Source organism: Variovorax sp. LjRoot84, from assembly GCF_964254305.1.
Lineage (GTDB): Bacteria > Pseudomonadota > Gammaproteobacteria > Burkholderiales > Burkholderiaceae_C > Variovorax.
Window position 1 is genome coordinate 327,570 of sequence record NZ_CAXUTE020000003.1, and the last position, 15,924, is coordinate 343,493.

The 15,924-nt window shown below is 70.0% G+C and carries 14 protein-coding genes and 1 pseudogene; 2 read left to right on the forward strand and 13 right to left on the reverse strand.

Annotated features, from left to right (window positions below; all coding sequences use genetic code 11):
- Nucleotides 1–5: 5 nt before the first annotated feature.
- Genes ACSQ9I_RS39910 through ACSQ9I_RS39930 form a run of 5 tightly spaced genes read right to left on the reverse strand, consistent with a single transcriptional unit; the run spans nt 6 to nt 4,171 of the window.
- Nucleotides 6–740: an ABC transporter ATP-binding protein gene (locus ACSQ9I_RS39910; RefSeq protein WP_436291201.1), complete on the reverse strand. Its 735-nt coding sequence runs from the start codon at nt 738–740 to the stop codon at nt 6–8.
- Entirely contained in the window at nt 737–1,588 is an 852-nt protein-coding gene (locus tag ACSQ9I_RS39915; RefSeq protein ID WP_436291200.1) for an ABC transporter permease, read from the reverse strand. The genes ACSQ9I_RS39910 and ACSQ9I_RS39915 overlap by 4 nt, the downstream gene beginning before the upstream one ends.
- A 10-nt stretch (nt 1,589–1,598) precedes the next feature.
- Nucleotides 1,599–2,585 (reverse strand): aliphatic sulfonate ABC transporter substrate-binding protein, encoded by a 987-nt coding sequence (locus ACSQ9I_RS39920; RefSeq protein WP_436291199.1) that lies wholly within the window; start codon nt 2,583–2,585, stop codon nt 1,599–1,601.
- Nucleotides 2,582–3,169: a hypothetical protein gene (locus ACSQ9I_RS39925; RefSeq protein WP_436291198.1), complete on the reverse strand. Its 588-nt coding sequence runs from the start codon at nt 3,167–3,169 to the stop codon at nt 2,582–2,584. The genes ACSQ9I_RS39920 and ACSQ9I_RS39925 overlap by 4 nt, the downstream gene beginning before the upstream one ends.
- Nucleotides 3,170–3,172: 3 nt before the next feature.
- Entirely contained in the window at nt 3,173–4,171 is a 999-nt protein-coding gene (locus ACSQ9I_RS39930; protein WP_436317390.1) for a tripartite tricarboxylate transporter substrate binding protein, read from the reverse strand.
- 164 nt (nt 4,172–4,335) lie between these two features.
- Here ACSQ9I_RS39930 and ACSQ9I_RS39935 point away from each other — a divergent pair, with 164 nt between their 5' ends.
- Both ACSQ9I_RS39935 and ACSQ9I_RS39940 read left to right on the forward strand, forming a co-directional pair.
- Entirely contained in the window at nt 4,336–5,955 is a 1,620-nt protein-coding gene (locus ACSQ9I_RS39935; RefSeq protein ID WP_436317391.1) for a rhodanese-like domain-containing protein, read from the forward strand.
- Nucleotides 5,956–6,002: 47 nt separating this feature from the next.
- Nucleotides 6,003–7,607 (forward strand): ABC transporter substrate-binding protein, encoded by a 1,605-nt coding sequence (locus tag ACSQ9I_RS39940; RefSeq protein WP_436317392.1) that lies wholly within the window; start codon nt 6,003–6,005, stop codon nt 7,605–7,607.
- Nucleotides 7,608–7,621: 14 nt separating this feature from the next.
- Here the strand turns inward: ACSQ9I_RS39940 and metC are convergent, their stop codons facing one another.
- The 8 genes and pseudogenes from metC to ACSQ9I_RS39980 form a co-directional block, all read right to left on the reverse strand.
- Nucleotides 7,622–8,827 carry a cystathionine beta-lyase gene (metC, locus tag ACSQ9I_RS39945; RefSeq protein ID WP_436317393.1) on the reverse strand — a complete coding sequence of 402 codons (1,206 nt, stop codon included), beginning with the start codon at nt 8,825–8,827 and terminating at the stop codon, nt 7,622–7,624.
- The gene (locus tag ACSQ9I_RS39950) at nt 8,824–9,450 is read right to left on the reverse strand and encodes a cysteine dioxygenase (protein WP_436317394.1); all 627 of its coding nucleotides are present in this window, start codon (nt 9,448–9,450) and stop codon (nt 8,824–8,826) included. Before ACSQ9I_RS39950 ends, metC begins: the two co-directional genes overlap by 4 nt.
- 25 nt (nt 9,451–9,475) lie before the next feature.
- On the reverse strand, nt 9,476–10,348 hold the full coding sequence (locus tag ACSQ9I_RS39955; protein ID WP_436317395.1) for an amino acid ABC transporter ATP-binding protein: 873 nt from the start codon (nt 10,346–10,348) through the stop codon (nt 9,476–9,478).
- Complete coding sequence (locus tag ACSQ9I_RS39960; protein ID WP_436317396.1) at nt 10,335–11,156, reverse strand: amino acid ABC transporter permease; 822 nt, start codon at nt 11,154–11,156, stop codon at nt 10,335–10,337. Before ACSQ9I_RS39960 ends, ACSQ9I_RS39955 begins: the two co-directional genes overlap by 14 nt.
- Nucleotides 11,146–11,889, reverse strand: a complete 744-nt coding sequence (locus ACSQ9I_RS39965; protein WP_436317397.1) for an amino acid ABC transporter permease — start codon at nt 11,887–11,889, stop codon at nt 11,146–11,148. The genes ACSQ9I_RS39960 and ACSQ9I_RS39965 overlap by 11 nt, the downstream gene beginning before the upstream one ends.
- Before the next feature lie 175 nt (nt 11,890–12,064).
- Nucleotides 12,065–12,910: a transporter substrate-binding domain-containing protein gene (locus tag ACSQ9I_RS39970; RefSeq protein ID WP_436317398.1), complete on the reverse strand. Its 846-nt coding sequence runs from the start codon at nt 12,908–12,910 to the stop codon at nt 12,065–12,067.
- Between the two features lie 71 nt (nt 12,911–12,981).
- Nucleotides 12,982–14,655, reverse strand: a complete 1,674-nt coding sequence (locus ACSQ9I_RS39975) for a rhodanese-like domain-containing protein (RefSeq protein ID WP_436317399.1) — start codon at nt 14,653–14,655, stop codon at nt 12,982–12,984.
- 103 nt (nt 14,656–14,758) lie between these two features.
- A pseudogene (locus tag ACSQ9I_RS39980) lies at nt 14,759–15,752 on the reverse strand (ornithine cyclodeaminase family protein).
- Nucleotides 15,753–15,924: the final 172 nt, after the last annotated feature.

Here is a 15,924-nt window from a genome sequence, read left to right on the forward strand (position 1 = left end):
CAACGTCAGATCGCATGCGCCGCCTGTAGCGCGTGGCGGACCTCGGCGATCGCCGCCGCCACCCGAGGGTCATCGCGGCTGCGCGCGCGCGGCAGTTCGATCGGGACCTGCGCCGTGATGCGACCCGGCTCGGCCTCGAACACGATCACACGGTCGCTCAGGTACACCGCTTCGTCGATGTCGTGCGTGACCAGCAGGACCGTGATGCGGTGCGCCTGCGCGATGTTCAGCAGCAGCTCCTGCAGCTTCAGCCGCGTGAAGGCGTCGACCGCCGAGAACGGCTCGTCGAGCAGCAGCAGCCGCGGCTGCACGAACAGGCCGCGCGCGATCGCGACGCGCTGCGCCTGCCCGCCCGACAACTGCTTGGGCAGCCGCGTGCCGAGTCCGGCGAGCCCGACCTCCTGCAGCAGCGCATCGACCCTGGCCGCGTCGATGGCGTGCCCGCCGAGGTCGAAAGCCACATTGCGCGCCACGCTCAGCCAGGGGAAGAGGCGCGGCTCCTGGAACACGAAACGGATGTCGCGCGTCGGCCCGGTCACAGCGCGGCCATCGAGGCGGACCTCGCCTTCGTGGTCGCGGTCCAGGCCCGCGACGAGGCGCAGCAGTGTGCTCTTGCCGCAGCCGCTGGCGCCGACCAGCGACACCACTTCGCCGGGGCGCAGCCGCAGATGGATGTCGCGCAGCACCTCGCGCGCGCCGAAGCGTTTGCGGGCGATCCGGACGTCGAGCAGCGCGCTCATGCACGCGTGTCCAGCGTGTCTCGCCAGGACAGCCATCGCGCTTCCAGGCGCTGCATGCCCGTGTCGGTGAGCTTGCCCATCACGGCCAGCAGCACGATCGCGGCAAGCACGATGTCGGCGCGGCCGGTCTCGCGGCCATCGGTCAGCAGGTAGCCCAGCCCTCGCGTGGCGGCGATCAGCTCGGCTGCCACCATGAACATCCACGCCAGCGATAGCCCGTTGCGCAGGCCGGTGAGCAGCGCGGGCAGCGCGGCCGGCAGCAGCACGCGACGCGCCATCGCGAGCGGCGAGAGGCCCGCCATCTCGGCCACCTCCACCAGCTTGCGGTCGACATCGCGAAACCCCGAGGCGACCCCCATGTAGACCGGGAAGAAGGCGCCGATCGCGATCAGCACGATCTTGGAGCCTTCGTCGATGCCGAGCCACAGCAGCAGCAGCGGGACCCAGGCGAGCGAAGGAATCGCGCGCAGCGCCTGGAAGCTCGGGTCGAGCAAGGCTTTGGCGCGCCGATCGAGCCCCACCAGCACACCCAGGCCGATGGCCAGCAGTGCGCCGGTTGCGAAGCCGGCGAAGACGCGGACCGTGCTGGCGAGCACGTGCGCGCCCAGGCCGTTGGCGGACAGCTCGACCAGCGTGCGAGCGATCTCGCTCGGCGGCGGCAGCAGGTGCGCCGGCACGGCTCCGAGGCGAACGGTCAGTTCGAGCAGCAGCAGCGAGCCGGCCGGCAGCAGGGCGCCCCACCAGCGCGAAGGGCGACGCGGCGCCGCAGGTGCAGGCGGCTCCGACGCCTCCGCGACGGGCGCGGTCGGCACTGCCGGCACCAGCCCGGGAGGGTAGTGCGCGCTCATCCGCTAGCCTTCAAGCGGCGCTGCCCGCCAGCCCGCGGGCGAACTGGGTATCGACAAGATCCGCGATCGCCCTGTTGAGGTCGGTGCCGGGCTTGACGAGTTGCTCTTCCAGCAGGATGGGAGCGGCCGCCTGCAGCGCCTTCACATGCTCGCTGGAGGGTTGGGGATTGCTGAAGTCGGTGCGCAGCTTGAGCTGCAGCAGCGCGACCTCCAGGCTGACCTTGGCCTCCTCGGCCAGGATCTTCGCCGCCTCGGTGGTGTTGGCCAGGATCCAGCGGCGTGCGCGCTCGTAGGCAGCGATCACGCGCTTCACCTCGGCCGGATGCCGGGCGAGGAATTCCTCCCGCACATTGAGGAAGCCATAGGTGTTGAAGGCCACGTTGCGGTAGATCAGCCGCGAACCGGCATCGAGCTCGCTGGCCGCCATCAGCGGATCCAGCCCTGCCCACGCATCGACGCGGCCTTGCTCGAGCGCCGTTCGGCCGTCGGCATGCTGCAGCGCGACGTGTTCAATGTCGCTGCGCTTGAGCTTGACGGTCTGCAGTGCGCGCAGCAGGAAGAGATAGGGATCGGTGCCCTTCGTCGCGGCGACCTTCTTGCCCTTGAGGTCGGCGAGCGAGCGGATCGGCGAATCGCGCCGCACGACCAGCGCGGTCCATTCGGGGCGCGAGAAGATGTAGGGCGCCCGGATCGGGTTGCCGTTGGCCTTGGCCAGCAGCGCGGCGAGCCCGGCGCTCGAGCCGATGTCGATGCTGTTGCCGTTGAGATATTCGAGGGCGCGGTTGCTGCCGGCGCTCAGCACCCACTTGACGCCGATGCCGTCCTGCTTGAACGCCTGCTCGAGCCAGCCGAAGCGCCGCAGCACCAGGCTCGACGGCGAGTAGTAGGCGTGGTCGAGCCGGATTTCCCTCGGAGCATCGGCGGCTCGCACCATGGCGGGCAGCGCGAGGCCGGCGGCGCCGGCCGCCGCGCCTTGGAGGATCGATCGACGTTTCATGATTCAGCTTTCTTCGAGGGTTGTCGCGGTGGAGCAGGCTTCCACAGCGCGGCGGCATACAGGTCTTCGTCGAAGTCGGGCGCAACCTCGACGCGGATGCGCTGCTCGTGCAGTTCCAGGTCGGCCAGCGCCAGGTCGCGGCTGATATGCGCGACCACGGCCGGGATCTCGCGGCGCATGCTCGGCACGTCGCCCAAGGGCAGGCCGGCGCTGACGAAGCCGCCCGGGTTGTACAGGTGGATGTCGCGCAGCCAGGGCGCAGCGCCGGGTGTCTTCTCGAGGTATTCGAGACCCTCGCCGAGGTAGGGCGAGCCGCCCAGCTCGTCGTCCCGTTGGTCGGCCGGCAGTTCGAAGCGGTCGCGCCAGCACAGGATCACCGTGACCCGGCCGATGCCCGCGCGCTGCAGTGCGAAGGCGAAGGCGCTTCCGTTCTGCCCACCGCCGACGATGGCGACGTTGTATTCGACGCCGGGCCGACCGAGCACCCAGTTGTCGGGCGCGGGGCCGAGCAGCCGCAGCGTTTCGCGCGCGAAGCGGTCGGGGTCGACGGGCCTGGCGTGAAGCGGGGGCGGGCAGAGCGTCATGCCTCAGCGCAGCGCGATGCCGGCCGTCCTGATGGCCTGTGCGTATTTGGGACGCTCGGTCTGCAGGCTGGCTGCCAGTTCGGCCGGCGTGCCGCCCGCGATCTTGAAGCCGAGGTCTTCGAGCTTCGTACGCACCTCGGCCGACTGGAGCACGGTCCGGATGTCCCGGTTGATCTTCTCCACCACCGCAGGCGGGGTGCCGGCCGGCGCGAAGTAGCCCTGCCAGCTTTCCACCGAGAAACCGGGCAGGCCGGCTTCGGCCATGGTGGGCACGTCGGGCAGCGCGGGGGAACGGTAGGGCGTGGTGACGGCCAGCGCGTGCAGGCGGCCGGCGCGCACGTATTCGGTCACCGCCGCCAGCGTGATCAGCGTCGCGTTCGTGTGGCCGGCCAGCACGTCCACGGTGGCCGGTCCGCCGCCGGGATAGGGGATGTAATTCACCTTCGCGCCGGTTTCCTGCGTGATGATCTCGTGCGCCACATGGGCGATGCCGCCGTTGCCGGGCAAGCCGAGGCTGATGCTTTCCGGCTGGGCCTTGGCGCGCGCCAGGTAGTCGGCGAAGGTCTTGAGTCCGGTGCCCGGGTTCACCACGAGGATCTGCGGATTCACCACCGCCTTGATGATGGGCGTGAAGGCCTTCTGCGCGTCGTAGGGCAGCTCGCGGTAGAGGATGGCGTTGAGCGTCAGGCCTTCGCCCTGCTGCAGCAGGGTGTAGCCGTCGGGCGCCGCCTTCGCCACCTTGGCCGCACCGATGGTGCCGCCGGCGCCGGTCACGTTCTCGACCACCACCGACTGGCCCCATAGCGCGGCGAGCCGGTCGGCCAGCGTGCGCGTGAGCTTGTCGGCGCTGCCGCCGGGCGCCACCGGGACGACGATGCGCACGGGCTTGCTCGGGAAGCTGCCCGCATCGGGAGCGCCGAAGCTCGTGGGCGCGTGCAGTGCGACCAGCGCCAGAGCGGCTGCCGCAGCCAGCGCGCGAAGAAGGGAGCGTGTGCTCGTCATGGGGTTCGTGGAGTCAGCAAAGATGCGGCCGACTCTAGGCAGCAGAAGCGCGGGCGCGAACGAATTTCCGCGGATATCGATAGTCGATTTGCTTCGTTGGTGCGCGCACTCGCGCGGCGTAGGGTCGCCAGCCTCCACACATGCCGAATCCCCACGCACTCACGATGACTTCGACCGCCCGCGCCGCCCACCCGTTCATCACGTCCCATGGGCTGAAGGCCGCGCTGGCCGACGGCGAGGAAATCGCCGTGCTCGACGTGCGCGAGACCGGCGTCTACACGCACCGCCACATCCTCTTCGCCGCATCGGCGCCGCTGTGGCGGCTCGAACTGCTGATCGACCGGCTGGTGCCGCGCCGCGGCACGCGCATCGTGCTGGTGGATGCCGACGAAACGCTGGCCCACCAGGCCGCCGCCAAGCTCGTGCGCCTGGGCTGGAACCAGGTGTCGGTGCTGGCTGGCGGCACGGATGCCTGGGCCGCCGAGGGTTTCGAGATCTTCAGCGGCACCAACGTGCCGAGCAAGGCCTTCGGCGAGATCATCGAGCACCGCAAGCACACGCCCTGGATCGATGCGGACGAGTTGCAAGAGCGCGTCGCGCGCGGCGACAAGCTGGTCGTGGTGGACAGCCGCACGCCCGAGGAGTTCGCGCAGTTCAGCCTGCCTTTCGCGCACAGCCTGCCCGGCGCCGAGCTGGTCTACCGCATCCAGGAAATCGCGCCGGACCCCGAGACCCTGGTGGTGGTCAACTGCGCGGGGCGCACGCGCAGCATCGTCGGCGCGCAGACGCTCATCGACGCGGGAATTCCGAACCGCGTGGTCTCGCTGAAGGACGGCACCATGGCCTGGCTGCTGGCGGGCCGCGCGCTGGCGCACGGCCGCCACGCCGCGCTGCCCGAGCCCGGACCGGCCACGCTGGCCACTGCGCGCGATCGGGCCGAGGTCGTGGCGCGGCGTGCCGGCGTGCGCCTCATCGATGCAGACGAGCTGGCGCGCTTCGAGGCCGAAGCCGGCGAGCGCTCGCTCTACCGCTTTGACGTTCGCACCGAGCAGGAATATGTGGCCGGCCATCTCGAAGGCTGGCGCTGGGTCCCCGGTGGCCAGCTCGTGCAGGCCACCGACGAATACGTGGCCACGCGCCGTTCGCGCATCGTGCTGGCCGACTGGGACGGCGTGCGCGCCCTCACCACCGCGGCCTGGCTCGCGCAGCTGGGCGGCCACGAGGTGTTCGTCCACGCGCCGCCTGCGCTCGCCCCGCGTGTCACCGGCGCGGAGCCGGTGCGCGTGCTGCCGTCGCGAGCGGCCGCGCCCCTGGTGTCGCCGCTGCAGGCTGATGCCTTGCTCAATGCGGGCCAGGCGGTCGCCTTCGACGTCGATCGGCGCGCGGCCTATGAACGGCACCACGTGGCCGGCGCGCGTTTTGCCGTGCCCGATCGCCTGCAGTCCTTCACCGCCGAGCTGCCGCCCACGCAGACGGTGCTGCTGGTCTCGCCCGACGGCGTGCTGGCCCGCATCGTCGCGGCCGAACTGGCCGCGCGCACACACCGCGACGTGCGCGCCATCGCAGGCGGCACCGGAGCCTGGGCCGCCGCGGGACTGCCCACGGCCAGCGGCGCCGAGGGCGTGCTCACCGGTGACGACGACCATTGGTACAGCCCCTATGCGCATGCGGACCACGCCGCGCGCGATGCGGGCTTTCGCGCCTACCTGGCCTGGGAACTCGGCCTGGTGGCGCAACTGGAACGCGAAGGCGAGGTCGGCATCAGGCTCATACCGGCCGCCTGAAAACATGCACTGGCCGTGGCTTCCCAACCTTCCTGCTCTTCATCTTCGTGAAACTCTGCAAGCTCCTGACCAGCGTCGTGCTGGCGTCCGTCCTCCTGCCGTCGGCGGCGCTTCATGCCGAGACCGTGCGCTGGGCCCGCTCCTCCGATCCGGCCACGCTCGACCCGCACGCGGTCAACCTCAACACCAACGTCACCTTCCTGCACCAGGTCTACGAGCCGCTGGTGCTGCGCACCGCCGACGGCAAGCTCCAGCCGGCGCTGGCGACCTCATGGCAGGTCACGCGCGACCCCACGGTCTGGGAATTCAAGCTGCGCCCCGGCGTCAGGTTCCATGACGGCGCCCCCTTCGGCGCCGACGACGTGGTCTTCTCGATCCAGCGTGCCAAGGCGCCCACCTCGGCCTGGAAAACGCTGCTGGCGCCGGTGGTCGAGGTGCGCAAGGTCGATGCGCTGACGGTGCAGCTGAAGACCTCCGGCCCCAACCTGGTCCTGCCGCACACGCTGACCAATCTTTTCATCGTCAACGCGGCATGGTCGAGGGCCCACCAGGCCGAGCAGCCGCAGGACGTTTCGGGCAAGGACGAGAACTTCGCCACCCGCAACGAGAACGGCACCGGTGCCTACCAGTTGGTGTCGCGCGAGCAGGACACGCGCACCGTTTTCAGGCAGTTTCCCGGTTACTGGGGCAAGGGCCAATTTCCGCTGGAGGTGACGCAGATCGTGTTCCAGCCGATCAAGACGGCGGCAACGCGCGTGGCCGCACTGCTGTCGGGCGAGGTGGACTTCGTGCAGGATGTGCCGGCGCAGGACGTCGCGCGCCTCAAGGCCGATGCGCGGCTGCGCGTCACGGAGGGCCTGGAAAACCGCACCATCTACCTGGGCCTGAACGTCGGCGCCGGCGAGCTGAAGTATTCTGACGTGAAGGGCCGCAACCCGCTGGCCGACGCGCGCGTGCGCGAGGCCTTCCGCCTGGCGATCGACCGCGACACCCTCAGGACCGCGGTGATGCGCGGGCTCTCGGTGCCGGCCGGCATCATCACGCCGCAATTCGTGCACGGCTACGAGAAGGCCTTCGACACCTGGCCCAAGCCCGATGCCGCGCGTGCAAGACAGTTGCTGGCCGAGGCGGGGTACCCGGGCGGTTTCGGCATCACGCTGCACTGCCCGAACAATCGCTATGTCAACGACGAAACGATCTGCACCGCGGTCGCCGGCTTCCTGGCGCGCATCGGCGTCAGGGTCTCGGTCGCCGCGCGGCCGATCGCGCAGCATGCGACCGCCATCAACCAGGCCGACACCGATTTCTATCTCTACGGCTGGGCCGCGCCGACCTTCGACTCGGCCTACATCTTCGACTACCTGGTGCACACCCGCGGCAAGGATGGACGCGGCTCCGCCAATGCCATCGGCTACAGCAACCCCGACATCGATGCGAAGATCGCCTCGCTCGCCGCTGAGCGCGATCCGGCCAAGCGCGACGCGACCATCCACGCGATCTGGCAGACGGTACAGCAGGAAGGCTTCTACATCGCGCTGCACCACCAGGTGCTCGACTACGCGATGCAGCGCAAGCTCGACATTCCGGTCAGCCCCGAGGACGCGATCCTCTTCAAGAACGTGAAGGTGGGCGACCCCGCGGCGGCGCGCTGAGTCCGGTCGGCGACCTACCGGGCCGCAAACGCCCGTGCCAGGTCCGCAATGAGGTCCTGCGGATCCTCCAGCCCGACGTGCAGCCGCACCACCGGCCGGGTGCTGGTCCAACGGCTGTGCTCGCGCAGGCGCTCTGGCGCGGCGACCAGCGCAAGGCTTTCGTAGCCGCCCCACGACGCGCCGATGCCGAACAGCTGCAGCGCATCGACGAAGGCATTCGCCGCCGCGGCATCGGCATCGCGGAACTCGAAGGACACCAGCCCGCTCGCGCCGCTGAAGTCGCGCTTCCACAGCGCATGGCCCGGATCCTCGGGCAATGCCGGGTAGAACACGCGCGTCACCCGCGGATGGCGCTGGAGATACTGCGCCACTTCAGTGGCATGGCGCTGGTGCTGGGCCAGGCGCACGGGCAGCGTGCGCAGGCCGCGCAGCGACAGGTAGGCGTCGTCGGCGCCAATGCCCAGGCCCAGCGCCTCGTGCGCGGTGGCGATCTTCGTGGCGAGCGCCGGGCTGTCCACCACCACGATGCCCTGCATCAGGTCGGAGTGGCCGGCGATGTACTTGGTCGCGGCCTGGATCGAGATGTTGGCGCCCAGCGCCAGGGGCTGGTGGAACCAGCCGCCGCTCCAGGTGTTGTCGGTGGCGACCATGACGCCGCAGTCGCGGGCGATGGCGGCGAGGCGGGGCAGGTCGAGCACCTCATAGAGCAGCGAACTCGGCGATTCGAGGTACACGAGCCGCGTGGTGGGGCGGATCTTCGCGGCCAGGTCGTCGTGCGCGGGCGAAAAATACTCAAGCGTGATGCCCAGGCGCTGCAGCAGGGTGCTGTCCACCCGGCGCACGGGCGCATAGACGCTGTCGGCCACCAGCGCATGGTCACCGGGCGACAGCAGCGCCAGGAACACCAGCGCGATGGCCGAGAGCCCCGAAGGCGCGAGGAAGGCCCGGTGGCCGAGCTCCAGGGTGGTGACGGCATCCTCCAGCGCGCGGTGCGTGTCCAGGCCGTGGCGCCCGTAGGCGGCGACGCGTTCGCCGGCGGCACGACGACGATGGTAGTCGGCATGGGTGAGGGTGTCCTCGAAGCGTACGGTGCTGGTCCGTACCACCGGCACGTTGACCGGGCCGGTGCCGTCGCGCAGCGCGGGCACGCCGGCATGCAGCAGCCGGGTGCTCGCGCAGAGAAGCGTGTCGGCGCTCGCCGCGACGCCCTCTTTGCTCAAGCGGCCACCTCGCTGGGCGTGAACTGCGTGGCGTTGTAGTTAACAACCGCGCCGGTCTCCAGGTTCACGCCGATGCGGCCCGAGAGCGTCTCCAGCGGCTGGCCGTAGAGATGGAAATGCAGCGTGGGTTGGTTGCCCACCACGTGGATGCTGTGGATGTCGTCGGGCAGGAAGGCGACCGACGTGCCGGGCTGCACGGTGAGCTCGCGCACCAGTGCGAGCTGCGCCACGGCCGGATCGCTGCCGTCGTCGGTGCGACGGTAGATGCGGTTTTCCTCCTGGCCCTCGATCGCCACGATGACGGCCCAGGTCGTGTGGTTGTGCGGGATCGTGGTCTTGCCGGGATTGATGGAATTCAGGTAGAGCGCGATGCCGTCGTCGCCGTCTTCGAAGTTGAGGCGATAGCGCGTGGACGCACCCACGCCCGCCGATTCGGCGGGCGGCGGAAAGTCAGCGCGCGTGAAGAGCGCGGTCTGCGTCGCCAGTTGTTCGAGCCGCGCGGTGATCACGGCCAGCGTCGCGCGGTCCGGTGCGTTGCCGGCGGCAATGCGCCGGATCTCGTCCAGCGCCTCGGCGACGGCGGCGCGGCGCTGCGCCGCGATGGAGGTGTTGTCAGTCGTCATCGATGTTCTCCAGGGTGGGGTGGGTTCAGAGCGCGAAACGCAGCCGCTCGAAGGGCAGTGGCACGAACGCGGGAGCGGGCGGCAGAGGCGCGGGGCGGGCGCGAGCGCCTTCGCCGAGCGCGCGGTGCAGGAAGGCGCGGGTGCGCTCGCTGGCCGGGTCGTTGAAGATGCGCGCGGCCGAGCCGTGCTCGACGATCACGCCCGCCTCGGTGAAGTACACCTCGTCGCTGATCTCCTCGGCAAAGCGCATCTCATGCGTGACCAGCACGCAGGTCAGGCCGTCCTGCACCAGGTCGCGGATCACGGTCAGCACCTCGCCCACGGTTTCGGGGTCGAGTGCTGAGGTCACCTCGTCGAACAGCATCAGCTCGGGCCGCATCGCCAGCGCGCGCGCAATGGCCACGCGCTGCTGCTGGCCGCCCGAAAGCTCGCCCGGATAGGCCGCCTCCTTGTGCGAGAGGCGCACCTTGTCCAGCAGCTCGCGCGCTTCGCGTTCGGCCGTTGCGCGCTCGCGGCCGGCCACGCGCGTCGGCGCGATCACCAGGTTCTGCAGCACCGTGAGGTGCGGGAACAGGTTGTACTGCTGGAACACGAAGCCCACGCGCTTGCGCAGCGCGATCAGCTCGGCCTCGATGCGCAAGCTTTCCACTTCTGTGTCGCCCACGCGGATCTCGCCGCGCTGCGGGCGCAGCAGGCCGGTGATGCAGCGCAGGATAGTGGACTTGCCAGAGCCCGAGGGGCCGACGATCGACACCGCCTGGCCACGCCGCACCTCGAGATCGATGCCGCGCAGCACCGTGGTGGCGCCGAAGGCCAGGTGCACGTCGCGCAGTGCGACGAGCGGGGCCTCGCGTGCAGCGGAGGCGGTGGGGGAAAGAAAGACATCAGTGGCGGTCATGGCGGCGCTCCAGCGCGCGCGTGGCGCGTGCAATCGGGTAGCAGTAGGCGAAGAACAGGCCCAGCAGCGTGAAGTAGACGAGGATGGTGAAGTCGGTGCGCGCCACCGTGTTGCTCGCGATCTGCGCCGTGTCGACCACGTCGTGCACGCCGACCAGCGAGGCCAGTGCCGTGCTCATGGTGATGCTGGCATACAGGTTCATCCACGGCGGCAGCATGCGGCGCACGCACTGCGGCAGCACGATGAGGCGAAAGATTTCGCGCCGCCGGAAGGCGAGCGATTGCGCCGCCTCCCACTGCGCGCTGGGGATCGACTGGATCGCGCCGCGGAAGATCTCGGCCACGTTGGCGCTGGCCGGCAGCGCCAGGCCCAGCACCACCTTGAGCCAGTCCGGGAACGGGACGGTCCACGACACGAGGTGCAGCTCGAAAGGGAACACGTAGGTCGTGAAGTAGATCAGCACCAGCACCGGCGCGTTGCGGAACACCTGCACGTACCAGCGCGTGGCGATGCGCAAGGCGCGCAAGGGTGAGAGCGACAGCGCCCCCACCACCAGCCCGGCCAGCGTGCCGAGCGCCATGGCGAGCACGCTGATCTCGATGTTGGCCAGGAGGCCGCGCAGCAGTGCGGGCAGCCATCTCCACAGGTGCACGAAGGCCGTGGGCGTGCTGCCCGTGGCGCCCCAGAAGGCGAGCACGATCAGCGCGGTGCCGACGCCGACGAACCAGGGGTTGCGCCAGGCGCTGGCCCACGGACCGGCGGGAGCGGCCTGCGGCGCGCCATGCGCGAGGGCGAGTTCACTGGCCATAGCCGGGCATCCTCAGGCGTTCTTCGAGCCAGCGGCCGGCCAGGCTCACGAGCCAGGTCAGAAGGCCGAAGTACAACAGGATCAGGAGCAGCAATTCCAGCACGTTGTCGCGCTGTGTCCAGATCATGATGGATTCGTAGGTCACGTCACCTACCGCGATAGCCGAGGCCACGGCCGTCATCTTCACGAGGTCGACCAGGTTGTTGACCAGCGAGGGCAGCGCGAAGCGCAGTGCCAGCGGCAGCTCCACGCGCCATAGCAGCTGGCGCTGCGAGAAGCCGAGCGAGCGGGCCGCCTCGAGCGTAACGCGTGGCACCGCCTCGATGCCCGCGCGCAGCGCCTCGGCATGGAACACGCCCTTGTGCAGCGACACCACGATCACCACCCAGACGAAGGGCGTGAGCGGGTTGCCGCCGTGCGTCTGCAACTGCTGGGTGATGAGCATGTTGAGCACCAGGAAGGCACAGTAGAGCTGCACCAGGGTCGGCGTGTTGCGCGTGACTTCGATGAAGGCGCGCGCGGGCTGCACCAGCCAGGCGCGCCCGGAGGTCAGCGCGGCGGCGATCGCCACGCCGGCGGCAAGGCTGCAGGGGATGGTCAGCAGGCACAGCTGCAGTGTCACGCCCAGGCCACGCAGGAAGGCGCCGCGCTCGGCCGGGTTGAGCACGAAGGCGTAGTTGAGGCCCAGCGGCTTGAGCGCCGCGACCGCCTGGGCCCACAGCGCGTCGCTCATCCCGAGGTCTCCAGTTCGATCGCAGCGTCGGCGCTGCCGCGATCGGCGGGGCGCATGACGAGGGCCGACAGCGTCAGTGCGAGCGAGCGGAGTTTCATGGCGAAGGCATTCAGGGGCCGCCGGATCGCGGCTCCAGGTGGATCAAGGAAAAGCGCAGGCAGGTCGTCGAGCGGGCTCAGGGCGCTGCCTTGAGCTTGGTCTGCAACTCCGGCAGCAGCGGCTGCGGCGGCACGATGCCCAGGCGCTTCTCGGTCTCGATCAGCCAGCCGCTGCGATGCCATTGCTGCACCGCCTTGTCGACCGCGGCGAGGGTGTCGGCCTCGCCCTTGCGGGCCCACACCACCGAGGGCGCGGGCAGGATCTCGTCGCGGATCGGCGCCGCGTACCCGGCCCATTCCGGATTGCCGCGCAGGAGCGGCTGGATCAGGATCGCGTCGTGCACCGCGGCCACGCAGTTGCCGCCGCGCAGTGCCAGCAGCGATTCGGCCGAGGTCTTGAAGCCGCGCACCTCGGCCCCGTACTGCTCCTGCAGCGGCTTCACGTAGCTGCTGCCCTGCGAGGCGCAAACGGTCTTGCCGCGCAGGTCGTCCCACTTGGTGATGCCGCTGGTCTTGAGGACTGCGGCTGTGCCGCCGACGCGGTAGAAGGGTGTGGGCGCATGGCCCAGGATCTCGCCGCGGTCGGCGTTGTATTCCATCGAGGCGATCAGCAGGTCGACCTTGCCCGATTGCAGGAACTGCACGCGGTTGGAGGGGTTCACCTGGACCAGTTCGGCCTCCGCACCGAGCCGCTTGGCCAGGTCGCGGGCGAGCTCGGGGTTCCAGCCGACGAGCTGCTGCGTGGCCGGGTCGATGGCGCCGAAGGGGCCGCCGCTGATGGCGACGCCGATCACCACCTTGCCGCGCTGTCGTATCTTGTCCAGCGTCGCGTCGGCATGGGCCAGGCCGGCCACGAGGCAGAGCACGGCGCCGAGCAGGGCGGCAATACGGGAGGAACGAGGAAGGCGGAACGTTGAATGCATGGAATCGTGACGGCAAAGCAAAGGCAAGCGGGCATCTTGCGGGCCTGCGGACACCGTCGCAAGGAAGGCTTTCAGATATCGATATGCGTTGCCTCAGGCAGGCGGAAGGCCGCGAGATCTTCCGGCGCGCATTGCGCGATCAGCCCGGTTTCCCACGCGAGGTAGCGGCGCGCGGCATCGAGGTTGCCGTCATGTCGGTCGTGCACGAAGAACAGGTAGTCGATCGCCTCGGCATCGGTCGGCGACCCTGGGCTCGCGTCCTGCGGCCAGCCGGCGGCCTTGGCCGCAAGGGCCGGGGCCCAGCTCACGTGGTGCCAGCCGGCCTCGCGCAGGTCCTGCGCTGCCAGCCGCGCCACGATCTCCTCGGCCGCCAGCAGCAGCACGGGGCGCTGCCGGTCGCCGCGTGTCGCGGCCTGCACATCGGCCACCAGGCGCGGGCGGATCGACCAGGCCGCGCCGCGTGCATGGCGCTGTCGGTATGCCATCGAAGGCCGCAGGTCGAATACCACCGGCGGCAGGTTGCCGTCCCCGCGCAGCGCCGCCAGGGCTTCGGGAATCTGCTCCGGCACTGCCAGCGGCAGCGGCAGGCGAGGCGAAGACGGGATGCGCAGCGCGGCGGCGATGCCGCCCTGCACCAGCGCCGCGTCCAGGCCCAGGCGGCGCAGCCAGAGCGCCACCACCGGCGCGCGGATGCCCTCGTCGTCCAGCAGCAGCACGCGGCTGCCGCGCACGCCGATCTGCAGATCGACGGCCTGCAGCAGCTGCCCGCCTGGCGCGTGCCGCGCGCCCGGCACGCTGCCCGCGGCGAATTCGTCGGCGGTGCGCACGTCGAAGACGAAGGTGGTGCGTGCGTCGTCGTCGAGCCAGGCCTGCGCGGCGGCAGCATCGAGCAACGGCACCCCCGCACGCTGCGCCGCGGCCGTGGCGTCGGCCCGCGCAGCCTGCTGCTGCGCAGGTGGCGGCGCGGCCGGCAGCGTGCGTGGGCTGCCGCGTTCCAGCTCGAGCCCCGCCAGCGCCCAGCCTTGCGTGCCGTTCTCCAGCGCCAGCACCGGGTTCGGGACGCCCAGGTCGCGCAGGATCTGGGCGCCGACGATGCTGCGCGTGCGGCCCGCACAGTGCACGACGATGGGCGTCTGGTCATCGGGCACCAGCGTTCGCCAGCGCAGCGCCAGCTCGCCGTTGGGCACGGGTAGCGCGCCGGGGATGGTCATCCTGCGGTGCTCTTCCAGCGTGCGGCCGTCGAGCAGCACGAGCGGCTCGCCCGACTGCAGCCGCGCGGCCAGCGCCTGCGCACCGATGTGCGGAACGTCGAAGGCGTGCTCGACCCGCTCGCCGAAGGTCTTCGAAGGCAGGTTCACGCCCTGGAAGAGCGTGTGCCCGGCGCGTGCCCAGGCGGGGGCGCCGCCGGCGAGCAGCCATACCTTGTCGTAGCCGAGGGTCGCCAGCCGCGCGGCCGCTCGCGTGGCCACGCCCGAGGCGCCGTCGTCCAGCAACACCGTGCGCGCGGCCCGGCGCGGCACCAGGCGCGCGACCTCAGGCTCGAGGCGGCTGTAGAGCACGTGGACCGCGAAGAAGGGATGACCTTCGCCATACTGCCCATGCTCGCGCACATCGAGCAGCGCGATCTCGCCGCCGTCGTGCAGCCACTGCTGCAGGGTGGCGGCGTCGACGGTCGGGACTGGATGCGCCCGGATGGCGGCCTTTGCATCGGCGTGCGGCGCGGAATTTGCGGTGGCGATGGACATGAGAGCGAGCGGGGTCGAGTGAGAGGCACAAGCGCGCCACCTTAACCAGCTCGCGCGGCCCGGGCTACGAAGCTTTGTGCATAAGCTTCCGCGCGCCCAGCGTTCAGAAGCGCAGTGCCTGACCGACGCCCGTGGCATGCGCCTTTCCCAGCAGCGCATGGCCGAGCGCGATGTCGCTCAGCGACAGGCCGCGGTGCCAGAACAGGATGGTTTCGTCGTCGCGCTCGCGGCCGGGCTTCAGGCCCGCAACGATCTGTCCGAGCTCGGCATGCAGGTTGCCCTCGTGCAGCCGCTCGCTGTCCACGTGCGCGCGCAGTGCGCCGAAGGGCAGGCCCTTTCGGCATTGTCCCCAGTCGTCGACCACCCATGATCTCGGTCAACGAGAGTTCGACCGCGCTCATGGTGCCGTAGGGCACGACCAGCGCGCCGGGCCGTATCCATGCCGTCCTGAGCAGCGGCTCGGGCCGCGGTAGGCGCGAAGCTTCGACCACGATGTCGGCGCCGCGCACGCAGGCCTCCCAGTCGCCGGTCACGCGAACCGGCTTGCCGAGCTCGCGTTCGAGCCGCGCGCCGAAGGCTTCGCGGCTTTCGGGCCGCAGCGAATGCACGCGGATCTCGTCGAAGTCGAACAGATGGTCGAGCAGGCGCACGTTCCAATAGGCCGAGCCGCGCGCGCCGATGTGTCCCAGCACCTTGCTGCCCTTGCGCGCGAGATGGCGGGCACCGAGCGCGGACATGGCGCCGGTGCGCATGTCGGTGAGGGCGCTGGCGTTGAGCACCGCGAGCGGCTGGCCGGTCGTGGGGCTGAACAGGTTGAGCAGGGCCATGGCCGAGGGCAGGCCATGCCGGTAATTGCCGCCGAACTCGCCCACCACCTTGACGCCCGCCAACTGGAACGGGCGAATGACGCCGCGCAGGATGTTGAAGTGTCCCTTGCCCGAGGGTTCGGGCACGAGGTGAACGCGCGGCTCGATCACGGCGTGGCCGCTGCCCTGCGCGGCCAGGCCGATCTCGACGGCGTCGAGGATCTCGTCGTCGTCGAGCGCCAGGCTTTCGACGTCGTGGCCGCTCAGGTAGGTGATGTGGCTGTGGCTCATCGGATGGGGTTGCGATCCTAGAGACGAAAGGCCTCGCGGCTTGCACCGATTGCGCATAAGCAAGTGCGCAAATCTTCGTGTGCGCGCAAGGTGTTGGCTTGCGAACATCGGCACTGCGAAGGCTGTCCGCAATCCAGCAGCCAAGCGGGGTGTTTCTGCTGGGAAGTGAACA

Coding starts and splice junctions, on each gene's coding strand:
- ACSQ9I_RS39910 (WP_436291201.1), bottom strand. CDS start 740: ATGAGCGCGCTGCTCGACGTCCGGATCGCCCGCAAACGCTTCGGCGCG.
- ACSQ9I_RS39915 (WP_436291200.1), bottom strand. CDS start 1,588: ATGAGCGCGCACTACCCTCCCGGGCTGGTGCCGGCAGTGCCGACCGCG.
- ACSQ9I_RS39920 (WP_436291199.1), bottom strand. CDS start 2,585: ATGAAACGTCGATCGATCCTCCAAGGCGCGGCGGCCGGCGCCGCCGGC.
- ACSQ9I_RS39925 (WP_436291198.1), bottom strand. CDS start 3,169: ATGACGCTCTGCCCGCCCCCGCTTCACGCCAGGCCCGTCGACCCCGAC.
- ACSQ9I_RS39930 (WP_436317390.1), bottom strand. CDS start 4,171: ATGACGAGCACACGCTCCCTTCTTCGCGCGCTGGCTGCGGCAGCCGCT.
- ACSQ9I_RS39935 (WP_436317391.1), top strand. CDS start 4,336: ATGACTTCGACCGCCCGCGCCGCCCACCCGTTCATCACGTCCCATGGG.
- ACSQ9I_RS39950 (WP_436317394.1), bottom strand. CDS start 9,450: ATGACGACTGACAACACCTCCATCGCGGCGCAGCGCCGCGCCGCCGTC.
- ACSQ9I_RS39955 (WP_436317395.1), bottom strand. CDS start 10,348: ATGACCGCCACTGATGTCTTTCTTTCCCCCACCGCCTCCGCTGCACGC.
- ACSQ9I_RS39960 (WP_436317396.1), bottom strand. CDS start 11,156: ATGGCCAGTGAACTCGCCCTCGCGCATGGCGCGCCGCAGGCCGCTCCC.
- ACSQ9I_RS39965 (WP_436317397.1), bottom strand. CDS start 11,889: ATGAGCGACGCGCTGTGGGCCCAGGCGGTCGCGGCGCTCAAGCCGCTG.
- ACSQ9I_RS39970 (WP_436317398.1), bottom strand. CDS start 12,910: ATGCATTCAACGTTCCGCCTTCCTCGTTCCTCCCGTATTGCCGCCCTG.
- ACSQ9I_RS39975 (WP_436317399.1), bottom strand. CDS start 14,655: ATGTCCATCGCCACCGCAAATTCCGCGCCGCACGCCGATGCAAAGGCC.